18 protein-coding genes and 1 pseudogene are annotated in these 24,141 nt (G+C 63.7%); 5 read left to right on the forward strand and 14 right to left on the reverse strand.

The features are described from left to right. Positions 1–61 precede the first annotated feature (61 nt). Positions 62–2,428: an LPS-assembly protein LptD gene (locus P0D73_RS14510; protein ID WP_132376052.1), complete on the reverse strand. Its 2,367-nt coding sequence runs from the start codon at positions 2,426–2,428 to the stop codon at positions 62–64. A 222-nt stretch (positions 2,429–2,650) separates the two neighbouring features. Here P0D73_RS14510 and P0D73_RS14515 point away from each other — a divergent pair, with 222 nt between their 5' ends. Both P0D73_RS14515 and murU read left to right on the forward strand, forming a co-directional pair. After that, entirely contained in the window at positions 2,651–3,742 is a 1,092-nt protein-coding gene (locus P0D73_RS14515) for an aminoglycoside phosphotransferase family protein (protein WP_408257898.1), read from the forward strand. A gap of 3 nt (positions 3,743–3,745) precedes the next feature. Then, positions 3,746–4,459, forward strand: coding sequence for an N-acetylmuramate alpha-1-phosphate uridylyltransferase MurU (gene murU, locus P0D73_RS14520; RefSeq protein ID WP_408178327.1), 714 nt, complete (start codon positions 3,746–3,748; stop codon positions 4,457–4,459). Between the two features lie 77 nt (positions 4,460–4,536). On the opposite strand, the gene P0D73_RS14525 is transcribed toward murU, so the two are convergent. Then, positions 4,537–6,426: an ABCB family ABC transporter ATP-binding protein/permease gene (locus P0D73_RS14525; RefSeq protein ID WP_408178326.1), complete on the reverse strand. Its 1,890-nt coding sequence runs from the start codon at positions 6,424–6,426 to the stop codon at positions 4,537–4,539. 285 nt (positions 6,427–6,711) lie between these two features. Between P0D73_RS14525 and P0D73_RS14530 the strand changes: the two genes are divergently transcribed. Next, entirely contained in the window at positions 6,712–7,107 is a 396-nt protein-coding gene (locus P0D73_RS14530) for an acyl-CoA thioesterase (RefSeq protein WP_132376056.1), read from the forward strand. A gap of 62 nt (positions 7,108–7,169) precedes the next feature. Here P0D73_RS14530 and P0D73_RS14535 read toward each other — a convergent pair whose 3' ends face one another. Further along, complete coding sequence (locus P0D73_RS14535; protein ID WP_408178325.1) at positions 7,170–7,505, reverse strand: DUF4148 domain-containing protein; 336 nt, start codon at positions 7,503–7,505, stop codon at positions 7,170–7,172. A gap of 197 nt (positions 7,506–7,702) precedes the next feature. Then, on the reverse strand, positions 7,703–8,635 hold the full coding sequence (locus P0D73_RS14540; RefSeq protein ID WP_408431761.1) for a LysR substrate-binding domain-containing protein: 933 nt from the start codon (positions 8,633–8,635) through the stop codon (positions 7,703–7,705). A gap of 158 nt (positions 8,636–8,793) precedes the next feature. Between P0D73_RS14540 and P0D73_RS14545 the strand changes: the two genes are divergently transcribed. Continuing rightward, a complete protein-coding gene (locus P0D73_RS14545; RefSeq protein WP_408312984.1) occupies positions 8,794–9,408 on the forward strand; it encodes a glutathione S-transferase in 615 nt (204 codons plus the stop codon). Positions 9,409–9,426: 18 nt separating this feature from the next. Here P0D73_RS14545 and P0D73_RS14550 read toward each other — a convergent pair whose 3' ends face one another. Together P0D73_RS14550 and P0D73_RS14555 are read right to left on the reverse strand one after the other, a co-directional pair. Continuing rightward, entirely contained in the window at positions 9,427–12,537 is a 3,111-nt protein-coding gene (locus P0D73_RS14550) for a sensor domain-containing protein (protein ID WP_408431763.1), read from the reverse strand. 200 nt (positions 12,538–12,737) lie between these two features. After that, positions 12,738–13,214, reverse strand: coding sequence for a nitrate reductase associated protein (locus P0D73_RS14555; protein WP_132376060.1), 477 nt, complete (start codon positions 13,212–13,214; stop codon positions 12,738–12,740). A 149-nt stretch (positions 13,215–13,363) separates the two neighbouring features. Here P0D73_RS14555 and fdhD point away from each other — a divergent pair, with 149 nt between their 5' ends. Then, positions 13,364–14,203, forward strand: coding sequence for a formate dehydrogenase accessory sulfurtransferase FdhD (gene fdhD / locus P0D73_RS14560; RefSeq protein ID WP_408431765.1), 840 nt, complete (start codon positions 13,364–13,366; stop codon positions 14,201–14,203). Between the two features lie 51 nt (positions 14,204–14,254). Here the strand turns inward: fdhD and P0D73_RS14565 are convergent, their stop codons facing one another. The 8 genes and pseudogenes from P0D73_RS14565 to nudB form a co-directional block, all read right to left on the reverse strand. Next, complete coding sequence (locus P0D73_RS14565) at positions 14,255–15,025, reverse strand: enoyl-CoA hydratase (RefSeq protein ID WP_408178321.1); 771 nt, start codon at positions 15,023–15,025, stop codon at positions 14,255–14,257. 142 nt (positions 15,026–15,167) lie between these two features. Next, positions 15,168–16,367 (reverse strand): acetyl-CoA C-acyltransferase, encoded by a 1,200-nt coding sequence (locus P0D73_RS14570; protein ID WP_408431768.1) that lies wholly within the window; start codon positions 16,365–16,367, stop codon positions 15,168–15,170. 76 nt (positions 16,368–16,443) lie between these two features. Further along, entirely contained in the window at positions 16,444–18,876 is a 2,433-nt protein-coding gene (locus tag P0D73_RS14575) for a 3-hydroxyacyl-CoA dehydrogenase/enoyl-CoA hydratase family protein (RefSeq protein ID WP_132376064.1), read from the reverse strand. 138 nt (positions 18,877–19,014) lie between these two features. Continuing rightward, entirely contained in the window at positions 19,015–20,802 is a 1,788-nt protein-coding gene (locus P0D73_RS14580; protein WP_408178318.1) for an acyl-CoA dehydrogenase C-terminal domain-containing protein, read from the reverse strand. A 98-nt stretch (positions 20,803–20,900) separates the two neighbouring features. Next, complete coding sequence (locus P0D73_RS14585; protein ID WP_106282004.1) at positions 20,901–21,500, reverse strand: TetR/AcrR family transcriptional regulator; 600 nt, start codon at positions 21,498–21,500, stop codon at positions 20,901–20,903. Between the two features lie 423 nt (positions 21,501–21,923). Then, positions 21,924–22,160 (reverse strand): annotated as a pseudogene (locus P0D73_RS14590) (tetratricopeptide repeat protein); the annotation flags it as partial. 100 nt (positions 22,161–22,260) lie between these two features. Then, positions 22,261–23,520 carry a cardiolipin synthase ClsB gene (clsB, locus tag P0D73_RS14595; protein ID WP_408178317.1) on the reverse strand — a complete coding sequence of 420 codons (1,260 nt, stop codon included), beginning with the start codon at positions 23,518–23,520 and terminating at the stop codon, positions 22,261–22,263. Further along, positions 23,517–24,032, reverse strand: a complete 516-nt coding sequence (nudB, locus tag P0D73_RS14600; RefSeq protein WP_408178346.1) for a dihydroneopterin triphosphate diphosphatase — start codon at positions 24,030–24,032, stop codon at positions 23,517–23,519. Before nudB ends, clsB begins: the two co-directional genes overlap by 4 nt. Between the last annotated feature and the right edge of the window lie 109 nt (positions 24,033–24,141).

Here is a 24,141-nt window from a genome sequence, read left to right on the forward strand (position 1 = left end):
GGGCGCGCCTGGCCCGTCTTTTCGCACTTTATAAATGATGCGCCATTCGTCAAACGATGCGTCATTCGTAGTTGGTGAACCGCGACTCCGGCGGCGGCGGCGGCGGCAACGGCGTATAGCCCGCCACGCTGGCGCGGAATGCGGTCATCAGCCCGTTGTCGACGCTCGACAAGCCCTTGAACGTCAACTGCGCGAGGAACCGCGTGCTCGACTGATTCTGCCCCGAGGTGTTCAGACCGTTCGCGTAGCGCTGGATCCCGGCCCCGAGCGTCCAGCAGTCGGCGTCGTACTGCAGGCCGACCAGACCGTCGACGATCCGGTGGCCGCCCAGGTCGTAATTGAACCGGCCCACGCCGTACACCCGGTGCGTGAGCGGCCACTGGCCCGAAATCAGCACCTGATTGATCGGCTGGTTGTCCAGCGTGGTGTTCGCGCGCGTGTAGCGGTACGCGACGTTGATCACCTTGCCGGTGGCCGGACTGAACCCGAAGCCGACGCTCGTCTTCACCAACTGGTTGTTGTCGGCATTATATTGGAACGCCGTTTCCGAAGCGAAACCGGCGCCGAGCTTGAACGACGCCCCGGCGATCAGGTCCGAATGCGTGGCCTGCGCGCTGGTCTGGGTAGGCTGCAGCGTGACGCGCTGGTCCTGGAAGTAATACTGCTGCGCGATCACGAATCGCGCCCGTTCGTCGCCCGTTGCCGCGTTGATGAAGCGCGTGGTGAGAGCAGCCGTCAGACGGTTCGCGTCGGCGATCCGGTCGTTGCCGACGAAGGTGTTCGGCGTGAAGATTTCCGCCAGCCCGAAGTCGGAGTCGGCGGTGTCGAACAGCGGCGCGGATTCCTGATTGCGGAACGGCGTGTACACGTAGTACAGGCGCGGCTCGAGCGTCTGGATGTAATCCTCGCCGAAGATCCGCACCGAACGGTCGAAGATCAGGCCCGTGTCGAACGACAGCGTCGGGATCGATTCGGTGAAATTCTTCGGCGTGCCGACCGGCACGTCGTCGCCGATATTGCGCAGGTTGTACGACGCAAAGTGCCACTGCACCTTCGGCGTGACGAAGTAACCCGGCCCGACTACCGAATACGAAATGTACGGGTTGAACATCACCCGCTGACCTTCGGTCATGTCCGCGGTGGTGATGCGGAAATTCGTGTAGTCGGCTTCCGCCCCGAAGTCGAAGCCGCCGACGTTGTACTTCGCGTACTTCACGTTCAACTGCGGCTCGCGGCCGTACGGCGCGACCGACGGCGTCAGCGTCTGCCAGTGCTGCTCGCGCGCGAGCACCGACCACGGGCCATTGTTGTAGGTCAACCCGGCTTCCTGTTGATACAGGAGCTGGGTGCCGTTCATGAACTGATTGACCGACGACGACAAATCTTCCGGATACGTGTTGTCCGAAACCTTGTTGTAGTAGATGTAGCCGCCGAACCCGTTGCCGAAGTTCTGGTTGTGCTGGATGTACAGCGCGTAGCGGTTGGTCTTGGTCAGGTGGTCGTCCGGCAGGAACTCGCCGGTGATCGAGCCGGAATACGTGGGCGACAGGTAACGGAAGGACGCCTGCGTCTGCACACCGCGCTTCGAGATCAGACGCGGCGTGAGCGTCAGATCGCGATTCGGCGCGATGTTGAAGTAATACGGCACCGACAGTTCGAAGCCGTTCGACGAACTCAGCGAGAACGTGGGCGGCAGAATCCCGCTGCGCCGCTCGCCCGAGAGCGGGAACGACAGCCAGGGCGAGGCGAACACCGGCACGCCCTGGAAGAACAGCACGCCGTTGTAGGCGACACCTTCGTCCGCGCCGGTGTCGAAATCGAACTCGCTGCCCTTGATGTACCAGGCCGGATCGTCCGCGCACGCGCAGGCCGTGTAGGTGCCCTTCGTGAAGACCGAGCGCTCGTTGTCGAGCAGGTCGACGCGCTCCGCGCTGCCCGAGCCGCCCGTCACGTTGAAGTGGTACTTCGGCGCGGTCATGAAGCCTTCGCTCGAATCCACGCGCATGTGCGCTTCCGGGCCGACGAACGAATTGCCGTTGTTGACTACGTGGACCTGGCCGTACGCGTCGGCCATATCCGTATCCTGGTCGTAATGCAGCGCGTCGGCCTTGATCACGACCGTATTGCGCCGCACCTCGGCCGAGCCCTTCGCGGCCATGTCCTGGTCAGTGGTGCCGGTGGTCGTGTCGCCGAGCACGAACGTGGCCGGTTTCTGGCCCTGCTGCAACGGACGTTCTTCCAGCTGCGGGGCAAGCTGCATGCCCCAGGGCGCGTCGATAGGTTGCGGCTGCGCGGCTTCCCCCACCAACTGGGCGTGCGCAAGCGCGGGCATCAGGCCCGGAACGGCGATCAACGCCGCGACGAGCCGCCTTTTGCGCGGCACAACAGCACAAGAGGGAGTCGTTTGGGAAAGCTGTCTAGGCGGCATGTATCGTTTGGCGAATCGGCTCGTCCGTCAGCATCTGCAGTCACGGTCCACCGCCTGCACACCCCGACCGTGACAGTCGGCTGCACATCAATATTTACAATCTGTCGAACGATGAGGCGGGCGGTAAAGCGGAATACGCGAAAGCTGGCGTGAGCCGCGTCAAAAAAGTCGTGGGGTATTATATGGCAAGACGTTGCCCCTCTGAATTTGCCGCCGGTTTTCATGACGCTGCCCCCATCCCAAGACTCCACCGATACCCGTCTCGAACTGCTCAAAGCCTGGCTGAAAGGCCACGTGGCGCGCTATGCGCTCGAGCTCGACACACTTGTCCCGGCTTCGTCCGACGCCAGTTTTCGCCGCTATTTCCGCCTGGCCGGTAAGGCGGCGGAAGGCGAAAGCAACGGCACGCTGATCGCCGTCGATGCCCCGCCGCCCGAAAAGTGCCGCGAATTCGTGCAGGTCGCGCAGTTGCTCGCGGCCGCCGACGTGCATGTGCCACGCGTGCTGGAGGTCGATTTCGAGGCCGGCTTCATGCTCGTCACCGATCTGGGCACGGCTTCGTACCTCGGCGCGCTGACCGAAGCGCAAAACGCGGACGACCCGCGCCGTGCCCGTGCGCTGATGCGCGACGCGCTCGACGCGCTGATCCGCTGGCAACTCACCTCGCGGGAAGACGTGCTGCCGCCGTTCGACGAAGCCTTCCTGCGCCGCGAGATGGAGTTGATGCCGGAGTGGTTCCTCGGCCGGCATCTGGGCCGCGGGACGGACGAAAAAGCGGACGAAAAGGTACGCGGCGTGCTCGATCGCACGTTCGCGCTGCTGATCGCGAGCGCCCGCGCGCAGCCGCAGGTGTTCATGCTGCGGGACTTCATGCCACGCAATCTGATGATCGCCGCCGAGCCGAACCCGGTGAACCCGGGCGTGCTGGACTTCCAGGACGCGGTGTACGGTCCGATCACCTACGACGTCGCCTCGCTGTTGCGCGATGCGTTCCTGAGCTGGGACGAAGAGTTCGAGCTGGATTGCTTCGTGTACTACTGGGAGCGGGCGAAAAAAGCCGGCCTGCCGGTCGATCCTGATTTCGGCGAGTTCTATCGCCAGATCGAATGGATGGGTCTGCAACGGCACATCAAGGTGCTGGGGCTCTTTTGCCGGATCAACTATCGCGACGGCAAACCGCACTACATGAAGGATCTGCCGCGTTTCATCGGCTATGCGCGCAAGGTTGCCGAGCGCTATGCACCGCTGCGTCCGTTCGCGAAGCTCCTCGACGATCTCGAGGGCCGCGCGAACGAAGTCGGCTACACCTTCTGACCGATGACGATGTCCCTGAAGAAAGCGATGATTTTCGCCGCGGGCCGCGGCGAGCGCATGCGTCCGTTGACCGACACATGCCCCAAGCCTTTACTCGACGTGGGCGGCAAGCCGCTGATCGTGTGGCAGATCGAGCGGCTCGCGCTTGCGGGCTTTCGAACCATTGTGATCAACCACGCGTGGCTCGGCGAGCAGATCGAAGCCACGCTTGGCGACGGCTCGCGCTGGCAAGTCCAGTTGCGCTACTCGGCCGAGAACGAGGCGCTGGAGACCGCGGGCGGCATCGTGCAGGCGTTGCCGCTGCTGGAGGATGACGGCGCGAGCGAAGTGTTCGTCGCGGTCAGCGGCGACGTGTATGCCGACTTCGATTACGCCACGCTGAATGTGCACGCCGAAAGATTGCGGGCCTTGCGCGAGCCGGGCATGCATCTGGTGATGGTGCCGAACCCGGCGTTTCATCCGAATGGCGACTTCGGTCTGGTTGACGGCGCGCTCTCGCTCGACGCCCGACCACGGTTCACGTTCGGCAACATCGGGCTATACGACACGCGCATGTTCCGCGATCTGCCGCGCGGCACGCGGCGCGCGCTCACGCCGTATTACCGCGACACGATCGGACGCGGTCTCGCGAGCGGCGAGTTGTATGAGGGCTTGTGGGAGAACGTCGGCACGCCGGCGCAGTTGGGCGAGCTCGATCAGCGTTTGCGCACGCGTTGAGCGCGACGCGTTCGGCGCCGGAATTTCGCATCACGCTGCATTGCCGAACGACAACGCAAAAAACCACCGCACAAGTTTTATTGCCCACCCTCTCCCGCACCCACTGCTTCCACCGCCTCCGGCGCCTCGGCCGCGCGCTGCTGCTGCAAGGCCCACATCTGCGCGAACAGGCCGTTCGCGCGCAGCAGTTCCGCATGCGTGCCGCGCTCGATGATCCGCCCTTTGTCCATCACGATGATCTGCTGCGCGTGCACCACCGTCGAAAGCCGGTGCGCGATGATCAGCGTCGTGCGCTCGCGGGCGATCTGATCGAGCTCATGCTGAATCGCGCGCTCGGAACGTGAATCGAGCGCGGAGGTCGCTTCGTCGAATAGCAGGATCGGCGGATTCTTGAGGATGGTCCGCGCAATCGCCACGCGTTGCTTTTCGCCGCCGGACAACTTCAGGCCACGTTCGCCGACCGGCGTTTCATAGCCCTTCGGCAAGCCTTCGATGAACTCGTGAATATGCGCCGCGCGCGCCGCCGCAATCACTTCCTCGCGCGTTGCCGAGGGACGGCCGTAGGCGATGTTGTAGTAGATCGAATCGTTGAACAGCACCGTATCCTGCGGCACGATGCCGATCGACGCGCGCAACGAATCCTGCGTGACGTCACGAATATCCTGACCGTCGATGGTGATCGCGCCGCCCATCGCGCGGTCAAGATCGTAGAAGCGGAACATCAGCCGCGCGAGGGTCGATTTGCCCGAACCGCTATGGCCGACCACTGCGGTGGTGGTGCCCGCCGGAATCGTGAAGCTCACGTCGTGCAGAATCTGGCGCGCCGGTTCGTACGCGAAGTTCACGCGCTCGAAGCGCACCTGCGCGCCGTTCACGCGCAGCGCGGGCGCACCCTCCAGGTCGGGCACTTCCCGCGCGGCGCCGAGCAGCGTGAACATGCGGTCCATGTCGGTGAGGCTTTGCTTCAACTCGCGATACACCACGCCGAGAAAATTCAGCGGAATATAAAGCTGCAGCATGAAAGTGTTGATCAGCACCAGATCGCCGAGCGTGAGACGCCCGGCCATCACGCCTTGCGTGGCGCGCCACAGAATGAACACGAGCCCCGTGCCGATAATCGCCTGCTGCCCGAAGTTCAGCGCCGACAGCGAGCGCTGCGACTTGATCGCCGCCGTGCGATAGCGCTTGAGGTTTTCGTCGTAACGGCTCGCTTCCCACTCTTCGTTGCCGAAGTATTTGACTGTCTCGTAGTTCAGCAGCGAATCGATCGCGCGTGAATTCGCCTTCGAATCGAGATCGTTCATGGTGCGGCGAAAATGCGTGCGCCACTCCGTGACCTTCACCGTGAACACGATGTACACGGCGAGCGCAATGAACGTGACCACCGCGTAATACGCCTCGTACTTGACGACGAAAAAGCCGAGCACGAGCCCGACTTCGACGAGCGTCGGCAGAATGCTGTAAAGCGAGTACGAGATCAACTGCGTGATGCCGCGCGTGCCGCGCTCGATGTCGCGCGACATGCCGCCCGTCTGCCGTTCGAGGTGAAAGCGCAACGACAGCGCATGCAGATGGCGGAACACTTTCAGCGCGAGTTGGCGCACCGCGCTTTCGGTCACCTTCGAAAACAGAATCTCGCGCAGTTCGGTGAACAGCGACGTGGACAGCCGCACCACCGCATACGCGACCACCAGCAGGCCGACGCCGCCCAGTAACACGATGGCCGGCGAATCGTGAGCACGGCCGAGCGCGGTGAGATGCTGCACCGAGGCGAGGCTGTCGACGATCCGCTTCATCACGATCGGCACGCCGAGATTGGCGACCTTCGCGCCGATCAGGCAGCTCAGCGCGAAACCGACCCGCCATTTATACGTGGCGAGATACGGCAGCAGCGACAGGATCGTCTGCCAGTCGTTGCGCGGCTGGGTGGAGATCGGCGAGGGTTCGGACGAGGGCGTGCGGCGCATGGAGATCGGCTGGGGAGAGTGTGGAGATGCCGGAGTTCGCAGCGACGCGGCGACCGCGGCATGCCCGGCGAGGCACACTGCTTGTTGTCGCGCGACCTCGCTGGGCGCTTTCCCGTACAATTCCTGATCTTTCTATTGTCGCAGAAGCCGGCTGGCGCCGCTTTTCATGGGTTGGCCCGCCGTGGGTGGCACGTTGGCCGCGCGGTGCGTGCCGTACCGTTGTCGTGAAATGCCCCGCCTGCCGGTCGAGCCGACCGAGCCAACACGTTTCTCAAGGGTGCCCCGATGACCGATATTCTTCAACTCCCGCAAAAGCACTGCGCGCTGCGCGTGGTGCCGCAGCCCTCGGACGCGAACGTCCACGGCGACGTGTTCGGCGGCTGGATCATGGCGCAAGTGGACATTGCCGGCTCGATTCCGGCAAGCCGCCGCGCCAACGGGCGGGTGGCGACCATCGCGGTCAATTCGTTCGTGTTCAAGCAGCCGGTGTTCGTCGGCGATCTGCTGAGCTTTTACGCGGACATCGTCAAGACGGGCAATACGTCAGTCACGGTGGCGGTCGAGGTCTACGCGCAGCGCATGAGCCTCACCGAAGATCTCGTGAAGGTCACCGAAGCCACGCTGACCTATGTCGCCACCGATAGCGACCGGCGCCCGCGCGCGTTGCCGCTGCTGGATTGAGCGGGTCGCGGTAAAAAAACGAGGCGCCGCGGCGCCTCGGTTTCTTCAGGCTTGGTACAAGGTCACTGGCTCGCCGCCGCGCCAATCCCCGCCTTCTTCTGCGCGTTCTGAATGTCGTTCGGATAATTCGGATCGTTGCGCGACGGCTGATAGCCGTTGCTCTCCAGCTGTTTCAACTCGGCGTTTTTCTTCGCCCGCGCCTCCTTGCGTGCGGCCTTGCGCTGAGCCTTGGTGCTCGGAGCCGCCTTCGATGCGGCCGACGGAATGGCCGCGTCGGAATCGCTGCCCGCCGGACCGCCACCGCCGCCGCTTTGCGCGAACGCCGGCGCGGCGCAAGCCACGCTCAGTACAACCGATGCCAGCAACACAGACAGTTTCTTTGCAGGTGACGACGTCATTGTTCTCTCCAGTCGGATCAGTCGGATTGGCGGATAGTCGACGGCGAAACGCCCATGACCTGGTGCGAGCAGCGAAAATCGGGCGCAACGCCGCGTGAATCGGTGCGCTTCGTGGTTCCCAGCGCAGTCTGAGTCGGGAATCACGAATATATCCGACCGAAACGCCCGCGCAAATCGAATACGCGCACGATTCCGCGCTAACCCGCACGACTCGAGACCGCAGGCGCGCCGTTGCTGCGCAGATAAGCGTCGACCTGCCCTTCGATCCACTGCGCGAAATGCGCCTGCGAGGCATTGAGCATTTCGCGTTGCTGCCAGACCAGCCAGTAGGGATAACGGTACGGCACGCGGATATCGGTGATTTGCACCAGCTCGCCACGCGCCAGCGCATAAGCGACCAGGCTGCGCCTTTCGAGCGCGACGCCCTGGCCTTGCAGCACGGCGCCGATCACGATATTCGAGTCGTTCGCCGACAGCACCACGGCTCCCTCGGCCGGCTCCGTCACCTGAGCTGCCTGACACCAGTCATGCCACGGCGTATCGGGACTCGACAGCAGCGGACAGGCCAGCACGTCCTCGGCGGTGACGGGCAAGCGGCCATGCGGCGCCAGTGCGAAATGCGGAGCGGCGACCACCACCATCTCGTCGTCGAACAACTTCTGTTGCGCGACGTCGGGCCAATGCCCCTGTCCCATGCGGATGCCGATGTCGCTCGCGCCGTGGCGAAAATCCTCGACCTGCAAGCTCGTCTGCAAGCGGATCCGGTAGTACGGATGCGCGTCGCGAAAACTGGCGAGGCGCGGCACGAGCCAATGCTGAGCGAACGAAGGCAAGGTGGTGATCACCAGTTCGCTTTCATGTGGGCGCGCCTGTGCACGGCGTGTCGCATGGGTGATGTCGCGCAGCGCCATGCGGATGTCGAGCGCGTAGAGCCGTCCTTCCTCGGTCAGCCGCAGCCCGCGCGCCTCACGCATGAAGAGCGCGACGCCCATCGAATCTTCCAGCACCTTGATCTGCTGGCTCACCGCCGAGTGCGTGACATGCAACTCGCGCGCGGCCTGCGTGACGCCGCCCAGGCGAGCGACGGCCTCGAAGCAACGCAGTGCGGTCAAGGGCGGGATCGGCTTCATGTAAGAAATTCTGACCTAAATCGTCGTTAATTGTCGCTTTTTTTGCAGTGCGGAGATGCTTAATCTATCGGTTCGATGCGCCCGGCCCCATGTAGGCAGGGGAACCACGGCAACAGCGGGCTCGGGCGTGCCATGATAGATGTTCTAACGGGAATGAGATGAAACTGATCGGAATGCTGGATTCGCCGTACGTACGCCGGGTCGCTATCTGCCTCAAATTGCTGAAGCTCGACTTCGAGCACGAGTCGATCTCGGTGTTCAGCACCTACGACCAGTTCGCGAGAATCAACCCTGTCGTCAAGGCGCCCACGCTGATCGCCGACAACGGCCAGACCGTGATGGACTCGACGGTGATTCTCCAGTACCTCGCCACGCTCGCCGGGCCGAACCAGCGGCTGTTGCCGACGCGGCCCGACGCCGCCTTGCGCGCCGCCCGCCTCACGGGCCTCGCGCTCGCCGCGTGCGAGAAGAGTGTGCAGATCGTCTACGAACGCAATCTGCGGCCGGCGGAGAAGCAGCATGAGCCGTGGGTGGATCGCGTGAGCACGCAGTTGTTCGCCGCTTACGCCGAACTCGAACGCGAACTCGCGGCGGCGGCGCTGCCGATCGAGGCGGACCAGTTCGACGCAGCCGACGTCACCGTGGCGGTCGCCTGGCACTTCACGCAGATGATGCTGCCGGGGATGGTCAGCAAGACGGAGCATCCCTTCCTGCAGTCGTTCTCCGAACTGGCGGAAGGTCTGCCGGTTTTCCTGGACACGCCGGCAGAGTAAGCGCCGCGGCGCGAGCGCTCAAACCGTCGCGAGTTCGCGCCCCACGCCGCCTTGCAGCAACTCGGAAATCGCGTCCGTCGACAACGGCTTCGCGAAGTAGAACCCTTGCATCTCGTCGCACGCGCGCTCTTTCAGGAAGTCGAGTTGCGCGGACGTCTCCACGCCTTCGGCGATCACCTGCAACTTCAGCGAATGCGCGAGCGCGATGATCGCCGAGGTGATCGTCTCGTCGTCGCCCGACACGCCGATGTCGGAGACGAACGAGCGGTCGATCTTCAGCCGATCCACCGGGAAGCGCTTCAGATAGCTGAGGCTCGAATAGCCGGTGCCGAAGTCGTCGATGGCGAGGCCGATGCCGAGCGCATGCAGTTCGTTGAGCATCGATACCGCTTCTTCGGCATTGCGCATGATGGTGCTTTCGGTCAATTCGAGTTCGAGGTACTGCGGCTCTAGGCCGGTCTCGGCCAGCACCTGCATGACCAGCTTGGCGATATCGCGTTGCTGGAACACCCGCGCCGACAGATTCACCGAAACCCGCGCCGGCGGCAAACCCTCGTCCTGCCAGGCCTTGTTCTGGCGGCACGCCTCGCGCAGCACCCACTCCGAGAGCGGCCCGATCAGCCCGCTTTCTTCCGCAACCGGAATGAACGACGACGGCGGCACCAGCCCGACTTCCGGATCGCGCCAGCGCACCAGCGCCTCGGTGCCGACAATCTGTCCGCTCTCGATGTCCACCTGCGGCTGGTAGTGCAACAGGAATTCGTTGTCGCGCAAAGCACGGCGCAAACGCCGCTCGAGATTCAGGCGCGCGCCCGCACTCGCGTTCATCTCCGGCTGATAGAACTGGAACGTGTTGCGGCCCATGTCCTTCGCGCGATACATCGCGAGGTCGGCCTTCTTCATCAGCGTTTCGGCGTCCTCGCCGTCTTGCGGGAACAGGCTCGCACCCATGCTGCATCCAACATACAGCTCGGTGCCGTCGAGCCACACCGGCTCGGAGATCGACGCGCGCACCCGCTCCATCCACGCGATCAGCGACTGTTCGTCGACGGTGTCGGTCATCACGATCACGAACTCGTCGCCGCCGTGCCGCGCCACCGTGTCGCTGGTACGCGTGCAGCGCGCGAGACGCTCGGCGACCACGCTCAGCAGACGATCGCCGACACTGTGGCCGAGGCTGTCGTTGACGTTCTTGAAGCCGTCCAGATCGATGAACACGACCGCGACGCCCTTGTGATGCCGTTGCGCGACGATCAACGCATGCTGCAAGCGGTCGCGCAGCAAATTGCGGTTCGGCAGACGCGTGAGGCTGTCGTAGTTGGCCTGGTATTCGAGCTGTTCCTGATAGCGCATCAGATCGGTCACGTCGTTGATCACACCGATGTGATGCGTGATCACCCCCTCCTGATTCGGCACCGGCGCGATGAAAAGCTGATTCCAGAACAGGGCGCCGTCCTTGCGATAGTTGCGCACCACCGCGCTGACTTCGCGGTTCGCCGCGAGCGCCTGACGGATCAGCGCGACGCCTTCCTGCTCGCGGTCGTCGCGCTGCAGAACGCGGCAATCGTGGCCGATCACCTCGGCGGGGTCATAGCCGGTAATGCGCATGAACGCCGGATTCACGTACTCGATCAGATTGCCGGTCGGCGACGGCGCGGTGATCAGAATCGCGTTGACGCTGGCATCGAGCGCGCGGCTTTGCAGACGCAAGGCAAGATCGGCACGCTTACGCTCGGTGATGTCCGTGTAGGAACCGAGCACGCCGATCACGCGGCCGTCGCCGTCGGTGAACGGCAGCTTGCTCGTGACCGTGGTGCGATGCACGCCGTCGATCACCAGATCGACTTCGAAGTTCATCTTCGGCACGCCGGTGCTCACCACTTCCTTGTCGTGGTCGTTCAGCAGCGTCGAGAAGTCGCGCCACGGCATGTCGGCGTCGCTCTTGCCCACCACCTGCTCGGGATATGCGAGCCCTGCATCGCGCGCGAACGCCATGTTGCAGCCGAGATAGCGCGACTCCATGTCCTTCCAGAAAATGCGCTGCGGAATATTGTCGATCACCGCTTCGAGCATCTGGTTCGAACGGTGCGCTTCGGCTTCGGCGTTGATCTGGTCGGTGACGTCGTCGGCCAGCACGAAGAACGCCGCGCGGCCCATGAAGTTCAGCGCGTGATACGAAATGTCGGCGCTGATCGTCGAGCCGTCCTTGCGCCGGTGATGCCAGATGCCCGCCATGGTGCGGCCGTGCTGGCCCGCGTCGCTGCGCTGCATATGCGATTCGAGACGCGAGATTTCGCCGTTCGGCCGGATCGTGCGAATCGTCATGCCGAGAAATTCGCTTTCGGTGTAGCCGTATTGCTGGATCGCGGCCGCGTTGACGGCGAGAAAACGCAGCGTCTCGCGATCGAAGATGTACATCGGCACCGGATGGTCGTCGAACAGGCCGCGAAAGCGTTCGTCGTGGCGGCCGAGCGCGCGCACGGTGCGCAGCTTCTCGCGCGCGCTGTTTTCGCGGGCGCCGAACGTGACGATCAGCAGCACGCTGCCGCCCAGCATGGTCACGATCAGCAGGAACATGGCCCGCTGCGTTTCGCTCGCCGAGGCCGCGAGCGACGCCTGCAAGGCGCGGCTCTCCGCGCCGCGCAGTGCCGCGAGGCCGTCTTCGACGCGATCCAGGCCGAGCCCGAGATGGGTGTAAGTCGAGGCCGCCCACGCGCGCGAGGCGTCCGGCACGGCATTGCCGCTCTGGAGCAGCGCGTCGTCGATGTCGTGTTGCAACGCGTGGCTGTCCGCGATCAGCTTCGCGAGTGCGTCGAGCATGGCGGGCTCGCCGGCCAGTTCACGGCGCAGATCGCGCTCCAGACCCGCGAGCGTCGTCGCCATGGCGGTGGCCGCGCCAGCCGGCGCCGCCTCGCCCGACGCCTCGAAGCGGCCGAGCGCGGCAAGGCCGCCGTCAAGCACCGCCCGGTAGGCGTCGAGATCCTCGCGCACGCTCGTCGAACGCAGCATGCGCGCGTCAGCGTCGCGTTGGCCGCAAATCTGCGTATAAGCGACGAACGCGTTCGCGCCGATCGCCGCGGCAACGACCGCCAGGTTGATCAGCAGCCGCTTCGATAAAAAAGGAGTCATGGGTTCCGAACGTCAATCGTTCTGCGGGCGGGAGCGCGCGGTCGCTTTCGATGCGTCGGGCCGCATCGATACGAGACTCTTTACGCGCCAACCCATGGATAACGGCAGAGTTCGGAACAGATTGAGGGTAGCGAGTGAAAAAAACTGGCGGGTCGCGCCTAGCCGGCCGCGCCTAGCCGGCCGCACCTAGCCGGCCGCGCCTAGCCGGCCGCGCCGAATTCCTTCATGGCCGGGACGAAGTCGTGATTGGCCTCCGGCTTGCGCGACAGCTTGGCGAGCACGTAGCGCTTGAACGGCTCCAGTTCGGCCCACTGGGCGACGCCCGGCGCGGCGAGACCGGCCAGTTGCGCCTGATGCGCGATGCCGTCCGGCACACTGTCCGTGCGGCGCCAGGCGGGCGCGTCCTCGGGCGTGAACCACTCCGGCTCGATGTTCGCGTGGGTACGCAGCATTTCGAACAGGGCATGATCGAAATTCGGCTCGATCTCCGCGTCTTCCTCGACCGGGAAACGCGCCAGCAGCTTGCGGTCTTCGAGCGGCAGCGTTTGCCATTGATCGAGCGAGATGCGCAGCCCGAACCGGTCGAGATTGAAGCGTACCGACATCGGGATGTAGGTGAAATTCTCCGAAGACTCGACCTCGAAGTTGAACAGAAGCGGTGCTTCGTTGAGTCCCATGACAATGTCCCTCGTGGATGGCGGCCAACACGCAAGCCCAGCTTGGGGTATTTTAGAACCTTATTCGCGCGACGGCGGCATGGCCGGCGGCAACATACCGGGCCGCCAACCGCCCACACGCGCGCAGCATGGCAAAGGAGTGAACTAGCTTGAACGAACTGGAAACAGCCGGGCAGCCGGGCGCCGTGGAGCGCCAGGTGCGCCGGCACCGCGGCGCGGCGGTCGAAACCGTCACCGACCACGTCGGTCAGGAGTGGCCGGTCGCGCTCGTCTTCAACGGCATTTCGCACGCGGTGATGATGTGCACGCCGCGCGATCTGGAGGCGTTCGCGGTCGGATTCGCGATTTCGGAAGGGATCGTGGCGCGCGGCAGCGACATTCAGGACATCGAGGTCGAGCTGCATGATGACGGCGAATTGCCGCATGCCGAAGTGCAGTTACAGGTGGTGCAGCAGGCGTTCGTCGCTTTGAAGGAAAAGCGTCGCGCGCTCGCCGGGCGCACCGGCTGTGGCGTCTGCGGCATCGAAAGCATCGATCTGCTGGATCTGGAACCGGAGCGTGTGCCGGACACCGGTTTTCTGCAACGGCTCGCGCCGGACGCGATCGCGCGCGCCGCCCGCGAATTGCCCGAGCATCAGGCGCTGACGCGGCTGACCGGCGGCCTGCACGCCGCCGCGTGGTGCGACGCGGCGGGCGCGATCCGCCATGCGTTCGAAGACGTCGGCCGCCACAATGCGCTCGATAAGCTGATCGGCCAGCTCGTGCTCGATCGCGTCGATACCAGGGAAGGCTTTGTGTTTCTGTCGAGCCGCGCCAGCTACGAGCTGGTGCGCAAGGCCGCGCGCGTCGACGTGCCGATGGTCGCCACGATCTCGGCGCCGTCGTCGCTGGCGATTGCGATTGCCCGCAAGGCGGGCGTGCGGCTGGTGAGCTTCTGCCGCGAGAAAAGCTACGTCGACTACGATACGTTGCAGCCGGCGCAGCCTTGAGCGGTTGAAGCGGCTGCATACCTGAGCGCCCGACGCGCTCAGGCACGGCACTCAGTCGAATTGCCGGAAGTCCGGCTTGCGCTTCTCGAAGAACGCCTTGAACGCCTCGCGTGCTTCGGGCGCGAGCAGCATCTTGCCGAAATGCACGGCTTCTTCGGACATCTGCGTTCGCAGTTCCTGATGGCTCGCGCGCTTCATCAAGCTCTTGGTCACGCGCAGCGACGAAGCCGGCAACGCAGCCAGCTTCGCGACTTGCGAAACAGCGAACGCGTCGACTTCGGCCGCGGGCAGCAGGCGATTCACGAAACCCATGCGCTGCGCTTCGGCGGCGTCGAATGCTTCGCCGAGCAGCAGTTTCTCCGCCGCCGCCTGGTAGCCGGCCACGCGCTGCAACAGCAGGCTCGACGCCGCTTCCGGACAGAGGCCGAGTTGCGTGAACGGCAGCGAGAAGCTCGCGGTGTCGGCCGCGTAGACCAGGTCGCAATGCAGCAACAAGGTCGTGCCGATGCCGACCGCCGGCCCCGCCACCGACGCCACCACCGGCTGCTCCGCCGAGCTGATCGCGCGCAGGAACTGGAACACCGGCGCGTTTTCGCCCATCGGCGGCGTCTTCATGAAGTCTTCGAGATCGTTGCCGGCGCTGAAAATACCCGCGCTGCCGCGAATCAGGATGGCGCGCACGGACGCGTCGCCTTGCGCTTCGACCAGCGCGTCGGCCATCGTCTGGTACATCGCGGCCGTAATCGCGTTTTTCCTGTCGGGCCGGTTGAAGGCAATCGTCAGCACGCCGTTGGCGCGCTCGACCAGGATATCCATCGTCATCTCCTCGTACTCCTGCTGAAAATGTAAAAACGGTTCGCAAGCTGGGTGGCCTGCGAACCGTTCCGCGGTTCTTAGCGGGTCGCCCTTGGGCTTCCCTCTGGAACCGAAGCGACCACCGGAGTGAACGCCGGGGTGGACATGCTTACAGGCGCTCGATGATGCCCGCCGCGCCCATGCCCGTGCCGACGCACATGGTCACCATGCCGTACTTGTAGTTACGGCGGCGCAAGCCATGCACCACGGTCGACGCACGAATCGCGCCCGTCGCACCCAGCGGATGGCCGAGGGCGATCGCGCCGCCGAGCGGGTTGATCTTCGCCGGATCGAGACCGAGGTCCTGAATCACCGCCAGCGATTGCGCGGCGAATGCCTCGTTCAGCTCGATCCAGTCCAGGTCGTCGATCTTCAGGCCGGCGGCCTTCAGTGCGGCCGGAATCGCTTCCTTCGGACCGATGCCCATAATTTCCGGCGGCACGCCGCGCACGGCGAAGCTGACGAAACGCGCGAGCGGCGTCAGGTTGAATTCCTTCAGCATTTTTTCCGACACCACGATCAACGCGCCCGCGCCGTCCGACGTCTGCGAACTGTTGCCCGCCGTCACCGAACCCTTGTTGGCGAACACCGCGCGCAGCTTGGCCAGACCTTCGAGCGAGGTTTCCGCGCGCGGACCTTCGTCGAGCGACACTTCGCGGGTCTTCACGCCGACTTCGCCGGTGGCGAGATCCGGGAAGCGCTCGGTGATCGTGTAGGCGGCGATTTCGTCGTTGAATTCGCCGGCTTGCTGCGCGGCGATCGCACGGCGGTGCGATTCGACCGAGAACGCGTCTTGCGCCTCGCGGCTGATCTTCCAGCGCTCGGCGACTTTCTCCGCTGTCAGGCCCATGCCGTAGGCAATGCCAATGTCTTCATTGCGATCGAAGATATGCGGCGACATGGACGGCTTGTTGCCCATCATCGGCACCATGCTCATCGACTCGCAGCCGCCCGCGATCATTGCGTCCGACTCGCCAACGCGGATGCGGTCGGCGGCCATGGCGAGCGTGGTCAGGCCCGATGCGCAGAAGCGGTTCACCGTCACGCCGCCGACGCTATTCGGGAGACCGGCCAGCAGCGCGCCCATGCGCGCGACGTTCAGCCCTTGTTCCGCTTCCGGAATCGCACAGCCGATGATCGCGTCTTCGATCATCTTCGTGTCGAGGCCGGGCACTTGCGCCACGGCTGACTTGATCGCGTGCACCAGCAGTTCGTCCGGGCGCGTGTTCTTGAACATCCCGCGCGGCGCCTTGCCGATCGGCGTACGGCTCGCGGCGACGATGTATGCGTCTTGCAATTGCTTTGCCATTTGAAGCTCCTTTGTCGACCAGAGTTAGCGCTTTAGCGCTTACTCTGGTCCCATGCAGTCTTATCGCGTTGGTCGCTTAGTTACGCACCGGCTTGCCGGTTTGCAGCATGCCCATGATCCGTTCCTGCGTCTTTTGCGTGCCGAGCAGATCGACGAACGCACGACGTTCGAGTTGCAGCAGCCATTCTTCATCGACCAGACTGCCCGCCTCCACGTCGCCGCCGCACACCGCTTCCGCGATACGGCTCGCGATCAGGAAATCGTGCTCGCTGATGAACCGGCCATCACGCATATTGACGAGCGACGCCTTGATGGTCGCGATCGCCGAACGGCCGGCCACCGGCACCTGCGTCACACGCAGCGGCGGACGATAACCCGACGCCGACAACGCGCGCGCTTCCTTCTTCGCGACATCGAGCAGTTCGAACACGTTGAAGACGATCGTGTCGGACGGCTTGAGATAGCCCATCGCGCGGGCGTCGAGCGCGGAGGCCGAGACCTTCGCCATCGCCGCGTTTTCGAACGACTTCTGCACGAACTTGAGCAGGTCGTTGGTCGCGCCCACTTGCGTCGCGGCTTCCGCCGCGCGCAATGCCGCTTCCTTCAGGCCGCCGCCCGCGGGCACGAGACCCACGCCGACTTCCACCAGACCGAGATAGCTTTCGATGTGCGCGACCCGCTTCGCGCTATGCAGCGCCAGCTCGCAGCCGCCACCGAGCGCGATGCCCGACACGGCCGAGATGACCGGCACGCTCGCGTACTTCACGCGCAGCATGCCTTGCTGGAATTTCTTCACGAAGGGCTCGATGCCCTTCGCGCCGCCCATCATGAACGCCGGCATCGCTTCTTCGAGGTTGGCGCCCGCCGAGAACGGGCCGCCCGGCGTGCCGAGTTTCAGCGACGTCGGCTGCCACACCACGAGACCCTTGTAGTCTTTTTCCGCCAGTTCGATCGCCTGCGTCAGACCGTCGATCACCGACGGTCCGATCGTGTTCATCTTGCTCTTGAACGACACGATCAGCACGTCGTTCTCGCCGGCGCGATCGTCGACCCAGGCGCGCACGGCGTCGGTTTCGAACAGCGTCTTGCCGTAGGTCTTCGGATCAGCGGTTTCGCCGACCAGCGGTGCACGGAACACCTGCTTGTCGTAGACCGACAGCGACGAGCGCGGCACGAAGGTCTTCGAAGCCGGCGACCACGAACCTTCGTTCGTATGCACACCGCCCTGCTCGGCCACTGGACCTTCCAGCACCCACGACGGCAGCGGCACGTTCGAGAGCGCCTTGCCGGCCGCGATATCTTCCTGCACCCATTCGGCGACCTGCTTCCAGCCGGCCGTCTGCCAGCCTTCGAAGGGACCTTCGTTCCAGCCGAAGCCCCAACGGATCGCCAGATCGACGTCGCGCGCGTTGTCGGCGATCGATTCCAGATGCACGCCGATGTAGTGATACACATCGCGGAAAATCGCCCACAGGAACTGAGCCTGCGGATGCTGCGATTCGCGCAGCAGCTTCAGACGTTCCGCCGGCGGGCGCTTCAGAATGCGGCCGACCAGTTCGTCCGCCTTGGCGCCGCCGTCGACGTACTCGCCCGTCTTCGGATCGAGCACCTTGATCGCCTTCCCTTCCTTCTTGTAGAAGCCGCCGCCGGTCTTCTGACCCAGCGCGCCCTTCTTCACGAGTTCGGCCAGCACGGCCGGCGTTTCGTAGACCGGGAAGAACGGGTCGTCCTTCAGCGTGTCCTGCATCGTCTTGATGACGTGCGCCATCGTGTCCAGACCGACCACGTCGGCGGTACGGAACGTGGCCGACTTCGCGCGGCCCAGACGCGCTCCCGTCAGGTCGTCCACTTCGTCGAAACGCAGGCCGAATTTGGCGGCTTCGGTCACGACGGCGAGAATCGAGAAAATGCCGACACGGTTAGCGATGAAGTTAGGCGTGTCTTTTGCACGCACGACGCCCTTGCCGACCACGCTCGTCAGGAACGATTCGAGTTGATCGAGGATTTCCGGGCGCGTGGTCGCGGTCGGGATCAACTCGACCAGGTGCATGTAGCGTGGCGGATTGAAGAAGTGCACGCCGCAGAAGCGCGCCTTCAGTTCATCCGAGAAACCATCGGAGAGCGCGGTGATCGACAGACCCGACGTGTTGGTCGCGAAAATCGCGTTCGGCGCGAGATGCGGCGCGACCTTCTTGTACAGGTCGTGCTTCCAGTCCATGCGTTCGGCGATCGCTTCGATCACGAGGTCGCATTCGGCGAGCTTTTCGATGTCGTCGTCGTAGTTCGCGGGCTGGATGTATTGCGCGTCGTCCTTCACGCCGAAGGGCGCCGGCGACAACTTCTTGAGATTCTCGATCGCCTTCAGCGCGATCGCGTTCTTCGGGCCTTCTTTTGCAGGCAGATCGAACAGCAGCACGGGCACCTTGGCGTTGATCAGGTGCGCGGCGATCTGCGCGCCCATCACGCCGGCGCCGAGCACGGCTACCTTGCGAATGATCAGATTGCTCACGTCGTTCCTCCGGGGAGTTATGCGATGTCGCGAAGCTTCATGGGACGCTTCGCGATGTGTGGCTGACGGCAGGCGCCGCGGGTTCGACACGCGCGGCGCCTGCCTTGATGGGTTTGCCTGGCGCTTGAAAACAGCGGCTTAGAACAGCGCTTCTTCGAGGTCCATCATCGACTTCGAGCCGGCGCGTGCCTGACGAATCGTCATCGCCGTTTCCGGCAGCAGCTTGGCGAAGTAGAAGCGAGCCGTGGCGAGCTTCGCCTTGTAGAACGGATCGCCCGAGGCTTCCTTGTCGAGCGCGACGCGTGCCATGCGGGCCCAGAAATACGAGAACACCAGATGGCCGACGGTGCGCAGATACGGCACGGCGGCGGCGCCCACTTCGTCCGGGTTCTGCATGGCCTTCATGCCGATTTCCATCGTCAGCTTCTGCACCTTTTCGCCGATGTCGGCGAGCGGGTTGATGAACTCCTGCATCTCCGGCTTCACGCCTTCCGCTTCGACGAAATCCGACACCAGCTTGCCGAACTTCTTCATCTTCGCGCCCATGTCGCCGAGGATCTTGCGGCCGAGCAGGTCGAGCGCCTGGATCGCGTTGGTGCCTTCGTAGATCATGTTGATGCGCGCGTCGCGCACGTACTGCTCCATGCCCCACTCGGCGATAAAGCCGTGGCCGCCGTAGATCTGCATGGCGTGATTGGTGCTCTCGAACGCGTTGTCCGACAGGAACGCCTTCAGGATCGGCGTCAGCAGCGCGACGAGGTCGGCGGCTTCCTTGCGCACCGATTCGTCAGCGTGCGACAGTTCCTTGTCGATATGCAGCGCGGACCAGTACGAGAAGGCGCGCGCGGCTTCGGCGTAGGCCTTCTGCGTGAGCAGCATGCGGCGCACGTCCGGGTGCACGATGATCGGGTCGGCCGCCTTTTCGGGCGCCTTCGGGCCGGTCAGCGAACGCATTTGCAGACGCTCTTTCGCGTACGTCAGCGAGTTCTGGTAACCGATTTCGGTCAGGCCGAGGCTCTGCATGCCGACGCCCAGGCGCGCGGCGTTCATCATCACGAACATCGCGTTCAAGCCCTTGTTCGGCTCGCCGACGAGCCAGCCCTTGGCGTTGTCGAGATTGATCACGCAGGTGGCGTTGCCGTGAATGCCCATCTTGTGTTCGATGGAGCCGCACTTCACGCCGTTGCGCTCACCCGGTTCGCCCGCATCGTTGGGCACGAACTTCGGCACGATGAAAAGCGAAATGCCCTTGGTGCCCTTGGGCGCATCCGGCAGACGCGCGAGCACCAGGTGAACGATGTTCTCCGCGAGATCGTGTTCGCCGCTGGAGATGAAGATCTTCGTGCCGCTGATCGCGTAGGAGCCGTCGCTGTTCGGCTCGGCCTTGGTGCGCAGAATGCCGAGGTCGGTGCCGCAATGCGGCTCGGTCAGACACATCGTGCCGGTCCAGACGCCCGCGACCAGCTTCGGCAAATAGCGCTGTTGCAGCTCCGGCGTGCCGTGCGCGTGCAGACATTCGTACGCGCCGTGCGAGAGGCCCGGGTACATGGTCCACGCCTGATTCGCCGAGTTCAGCATTTCATACAGCGCGTTGTTGACGAACGCGGGCAGGCCCTGGCCGCCATATGCCGGATCGCAACCCAGTGCGGGCCAGCCGGCTTCGACGTATTGTTTGTAGGCTTCCTTGAAGCCCTTCGGCGTGGTCACGACGCCGTCGCCGGCGTACGTGCAGCCTTCCTGATCGCCGCTGTGGTTGAGCGGGAACAGTACTTCCGAGCAGAACTTGCCGGCTTCCTCGAGCACCGCATTGATCGTGTCGGCATCGAGATCCGCGTGCTTCGGCATCTGCTTGATTTCGGCTTCGACGTTAAGCAGTTCGTGCAACACGAATTGCATGTCGCGCAGCGGCGCGGCGTACTGTCCCATGACTCTCTCCCAAGTTTGACAAGAAGCCAGGCCGTTAGCCGAGTCCGTGGATCGGAGCTTTCTGCGCCGCTGAATCCGCCTGATTGGCGGCGGCGCTGCTAACGGCTTTCGCTTTGATACGAAACAATCAATTTTTCCAGCGCGGCCCACGTGAGACGCACCGCATCCGGCAAGTGCAGGAAGCGCGCGTCGTGATGCAGACCGAGCGTGAAGCTGTACAGTTCGAACAGCATCAGTTGCGGATCGGTGTCGGCACGCAGATGCCCTTCTTCCATTGCCTGCGAAATCGCGCGCGTGAGCGCCGCACGCCAGACCGTCACGCTCGACACCAGTTGCTCACGCACCGGGTTATCCGCGCGGTCGTCGTATTCGACGGCGCCGCTGATGTAGATGCAACCGGTGGTGACTTCCTGAATGCGTTTCTCGATCCAGCGGGAAATCATCGCGCGCAAGCGCGGCAATCCACGAGGCTCGCGCAAACTCGGGAAAAACACCTCGTCTTCGAAACGACGGTGATATTCGCGCACGACTTCGACCTGCAAGTCCTCGCGCGACCCGAAATGCGCGAACACCCCGCTTTTGCTCATCTGCATGCGCTCAGCCAGCAGCCCGATCGTCAGACCTTCCAGTCCGTCGCGGCTTGCCAGATCAAGTGCTGCGTCGAGAATTGCGGCTCGCGTCTGTTCGCCTTTTCGCATAGCTTTTTACCGTTCTAATGTGACCGAAAGAAAAATCGAACGGCCGTACTATTATTGAGTGCCGCCGTCCGCGAAACAAGGACTTTATTAGAAACCGGTTTCTAACCTGGTTTCAATTCTGCGGCATCCGTCAATCAGAGGAAGGAGATTTTTTAGAGGCGTTTGCCTGAAGTTTGCCTTGAGACAGGGGTTGCCCGCCTAAGTGCACGCTTTCTTCTGATTAACGCAGCCGGCCGACATGATGCAGCAAGTCGGTGCGAATGCAGAAGCGTTTGACGTATCGCGGCTATTGGAAGGACGACGCGGTGCTGGGATTGCCGGGTGGAATGGCCGTCGATAGTTTCGTTAGACGCAGGCCGGACGTGGCGTTGCCGCCGTGTCAGGCCTGCTCGATCGGAACATGGAGGAGGAAAGAAGATCGCGTCAGGACGCGTTGTCGTGCGCTGGGAAAGTTTGCGTAAGCGCCGCGGCAGCCCGCGTCAGCACATCGTTCCGGTCACCACGCCGCATCTGGGTGAAAAGACGCAATCCGGGATACCACGGGCTGTCGTCCCGGCCATACAGCCAGCGCCAGCTTCCCGCGAAACGGTTGAGCAGCTAGACCGGGGCTTTACCCATCGCCGCGGCAAGATGGGCCGCCGACGTATCGACGGCGATCACTGCGGCCCGCCGTCCTTCGATGCAAAGCAAAGCGGCCCAGGCATTGCGTTCGAGCCGCTTCGTGCCTACCAGGCGTTGGTCGCAAACGCATTGCCGCGAGTCAGTCGTACCCACCCACCGTCAGCAACTTCATCACGGCCCGGTAGGTCGTGTAGGCGAGCCAGTTGAGCGCGCGCTCACCAGCCGGCCGGGCGTCGTAGCGCGCTTCGTCGATACGGCGCGAGTCCTTGAAGGCGACGAGGATCGCTTCACGCAACGCGTCGATCGACGGGTCGTTCACCAGCACCACATTGGCTTCGTTGTTGAGCATCAGGCTCAGTGCGTCGAGGTTCGACGAGCCGACCGTCGCCCAGTTCGAATCCACCACCGCGACCTTGCCGTGCAGCAGCGTTTTCTCGTACTCGGCGATCTGCACGCCGGCCTTGAGCAACGCGCGATAGAGAAACGGCACCGCGTAATCGAGCGCCTTGAATTCCTTGCGCCCGATGATGAGCTTCACCACCACACCGCGTCGCGCCGCGAACACCAGCGCGCGCCGCAGCTTGCGCCCCGGCATGAAATACGGATTGGCGAGCAGCACTTCGTTGCGCGCCTGGCCGATCGCCGCCAGATACGCTTTCTCGATAGCGCGCCGGTTGATCAGGTTGTCACGCGCGACAAACGCTACACAGGGCTGGCCGCCCGCCCACAATTCTTCATTGCGACGCCGGCGCCTGCGCCGCAGGCTGCCGAGCGAGGCCGTGGTCTTCGGCCCGAGGTCCGGCTCCATGGACTCGATCGGCCGATGCCCAAGTCGAATCCGCCGCCACTGCACCTCGAACGCCTGGCGGATATCGGCGACCACCGGCCCGTGCAATTCGACCGCGAAGTCCCAGCGCCGGTACGGCAGCTTCTCGCCATTGTTCTCGTAATCGTCGACGATATTGATCCCGCCGCAGTACGCGAACTGATCGTCGATCACCGCCAGTTTGCGATGCGTGCGCGAGAAGCCGAAGCGGCCGAACAGGTGCGGGTTGTAGATGCGATGGTCGATGCCGGCGACGGGCCACTCGTTGAACATCGGCAAACGCTCGGTGCCGATGCCGTCGGTGATCGCGCGCACCTTGACGCCGCGCGCGGCGGCGCGCAGCAACGCGGCGCTGACCGCCTGCCCGGCGTTGTCGTAGCAGAAGATATATGTTTCGAGCACCACGTCGCTCTGCGCGGCATCCACACGCGCGATCAGCGCGCTGAAAAACTCATCGCCGGAACGCAGCAGCTTGACGTCGTTGCCGCTGGTGAAGCGGTAACGCTGCCAATAGCGGCGGCCGAGCAGCGATTGCCGCAGTCGGGCGAAGCGGCGCGCGCCGCCGACGCTCACCGGCCACGCTCCGTGGGATGCCCAACGTCAGCACGCCCACTGAACCGCTCATGCAGCCTTTTAGGCAACTGCAGGATCGCATCGGCATTCGACGACGAAAAGCAGCGCGACGCCGCCTCGTCATACGGCAGCCACAGAAACGCGGTGTGCTCGCGCGGCGCCAGCGTGACCTCGAGTTGCTCCGGCACTTGCAGGCTGAACCAGTGCTCGGTGTTGTGGATCACGCCTTCGGCATAGCGATAGCGGAACTCCGGGTAGATCTCGTATTCGATCGAATATTGCCAATCGAACAACGCGCTATGCGGCACTTGCGCGCTGCCCACCACGATGCCGGTCTCTTCGCCGACCTCGCGCGTCGCCGTCTCGACGAGCGGCTCATCGAGCCGGTCTTTGGAACCTGTGACCGACTGCCAGAAACCGGCGTGATCGGCGCGCTCGATCAGCAGCACGTCGAGCGCGGGCGTATGGATGATGACGAGTACGGATTGCGGAATCTTCGGCGGTTTCGGCATGGCGTGAAAACTGGGCGCAACGCTTGCGCGGTACATGTCGGAGATTGGTCCAGGAAACGGTCGAACGCAGTTGCATCGACTGTAACGCAAAAAACGAAAAAGGCGCATG

The organism is Paraburkholderia sp. RL18-101-BIB-B (assembly GCF_046026985.1).
GTDB lineage: Bacteria > Pseudomonadota > Gammaproteobacteria > Burkholderiales > Burkholderiaceae > Paraburkholderia.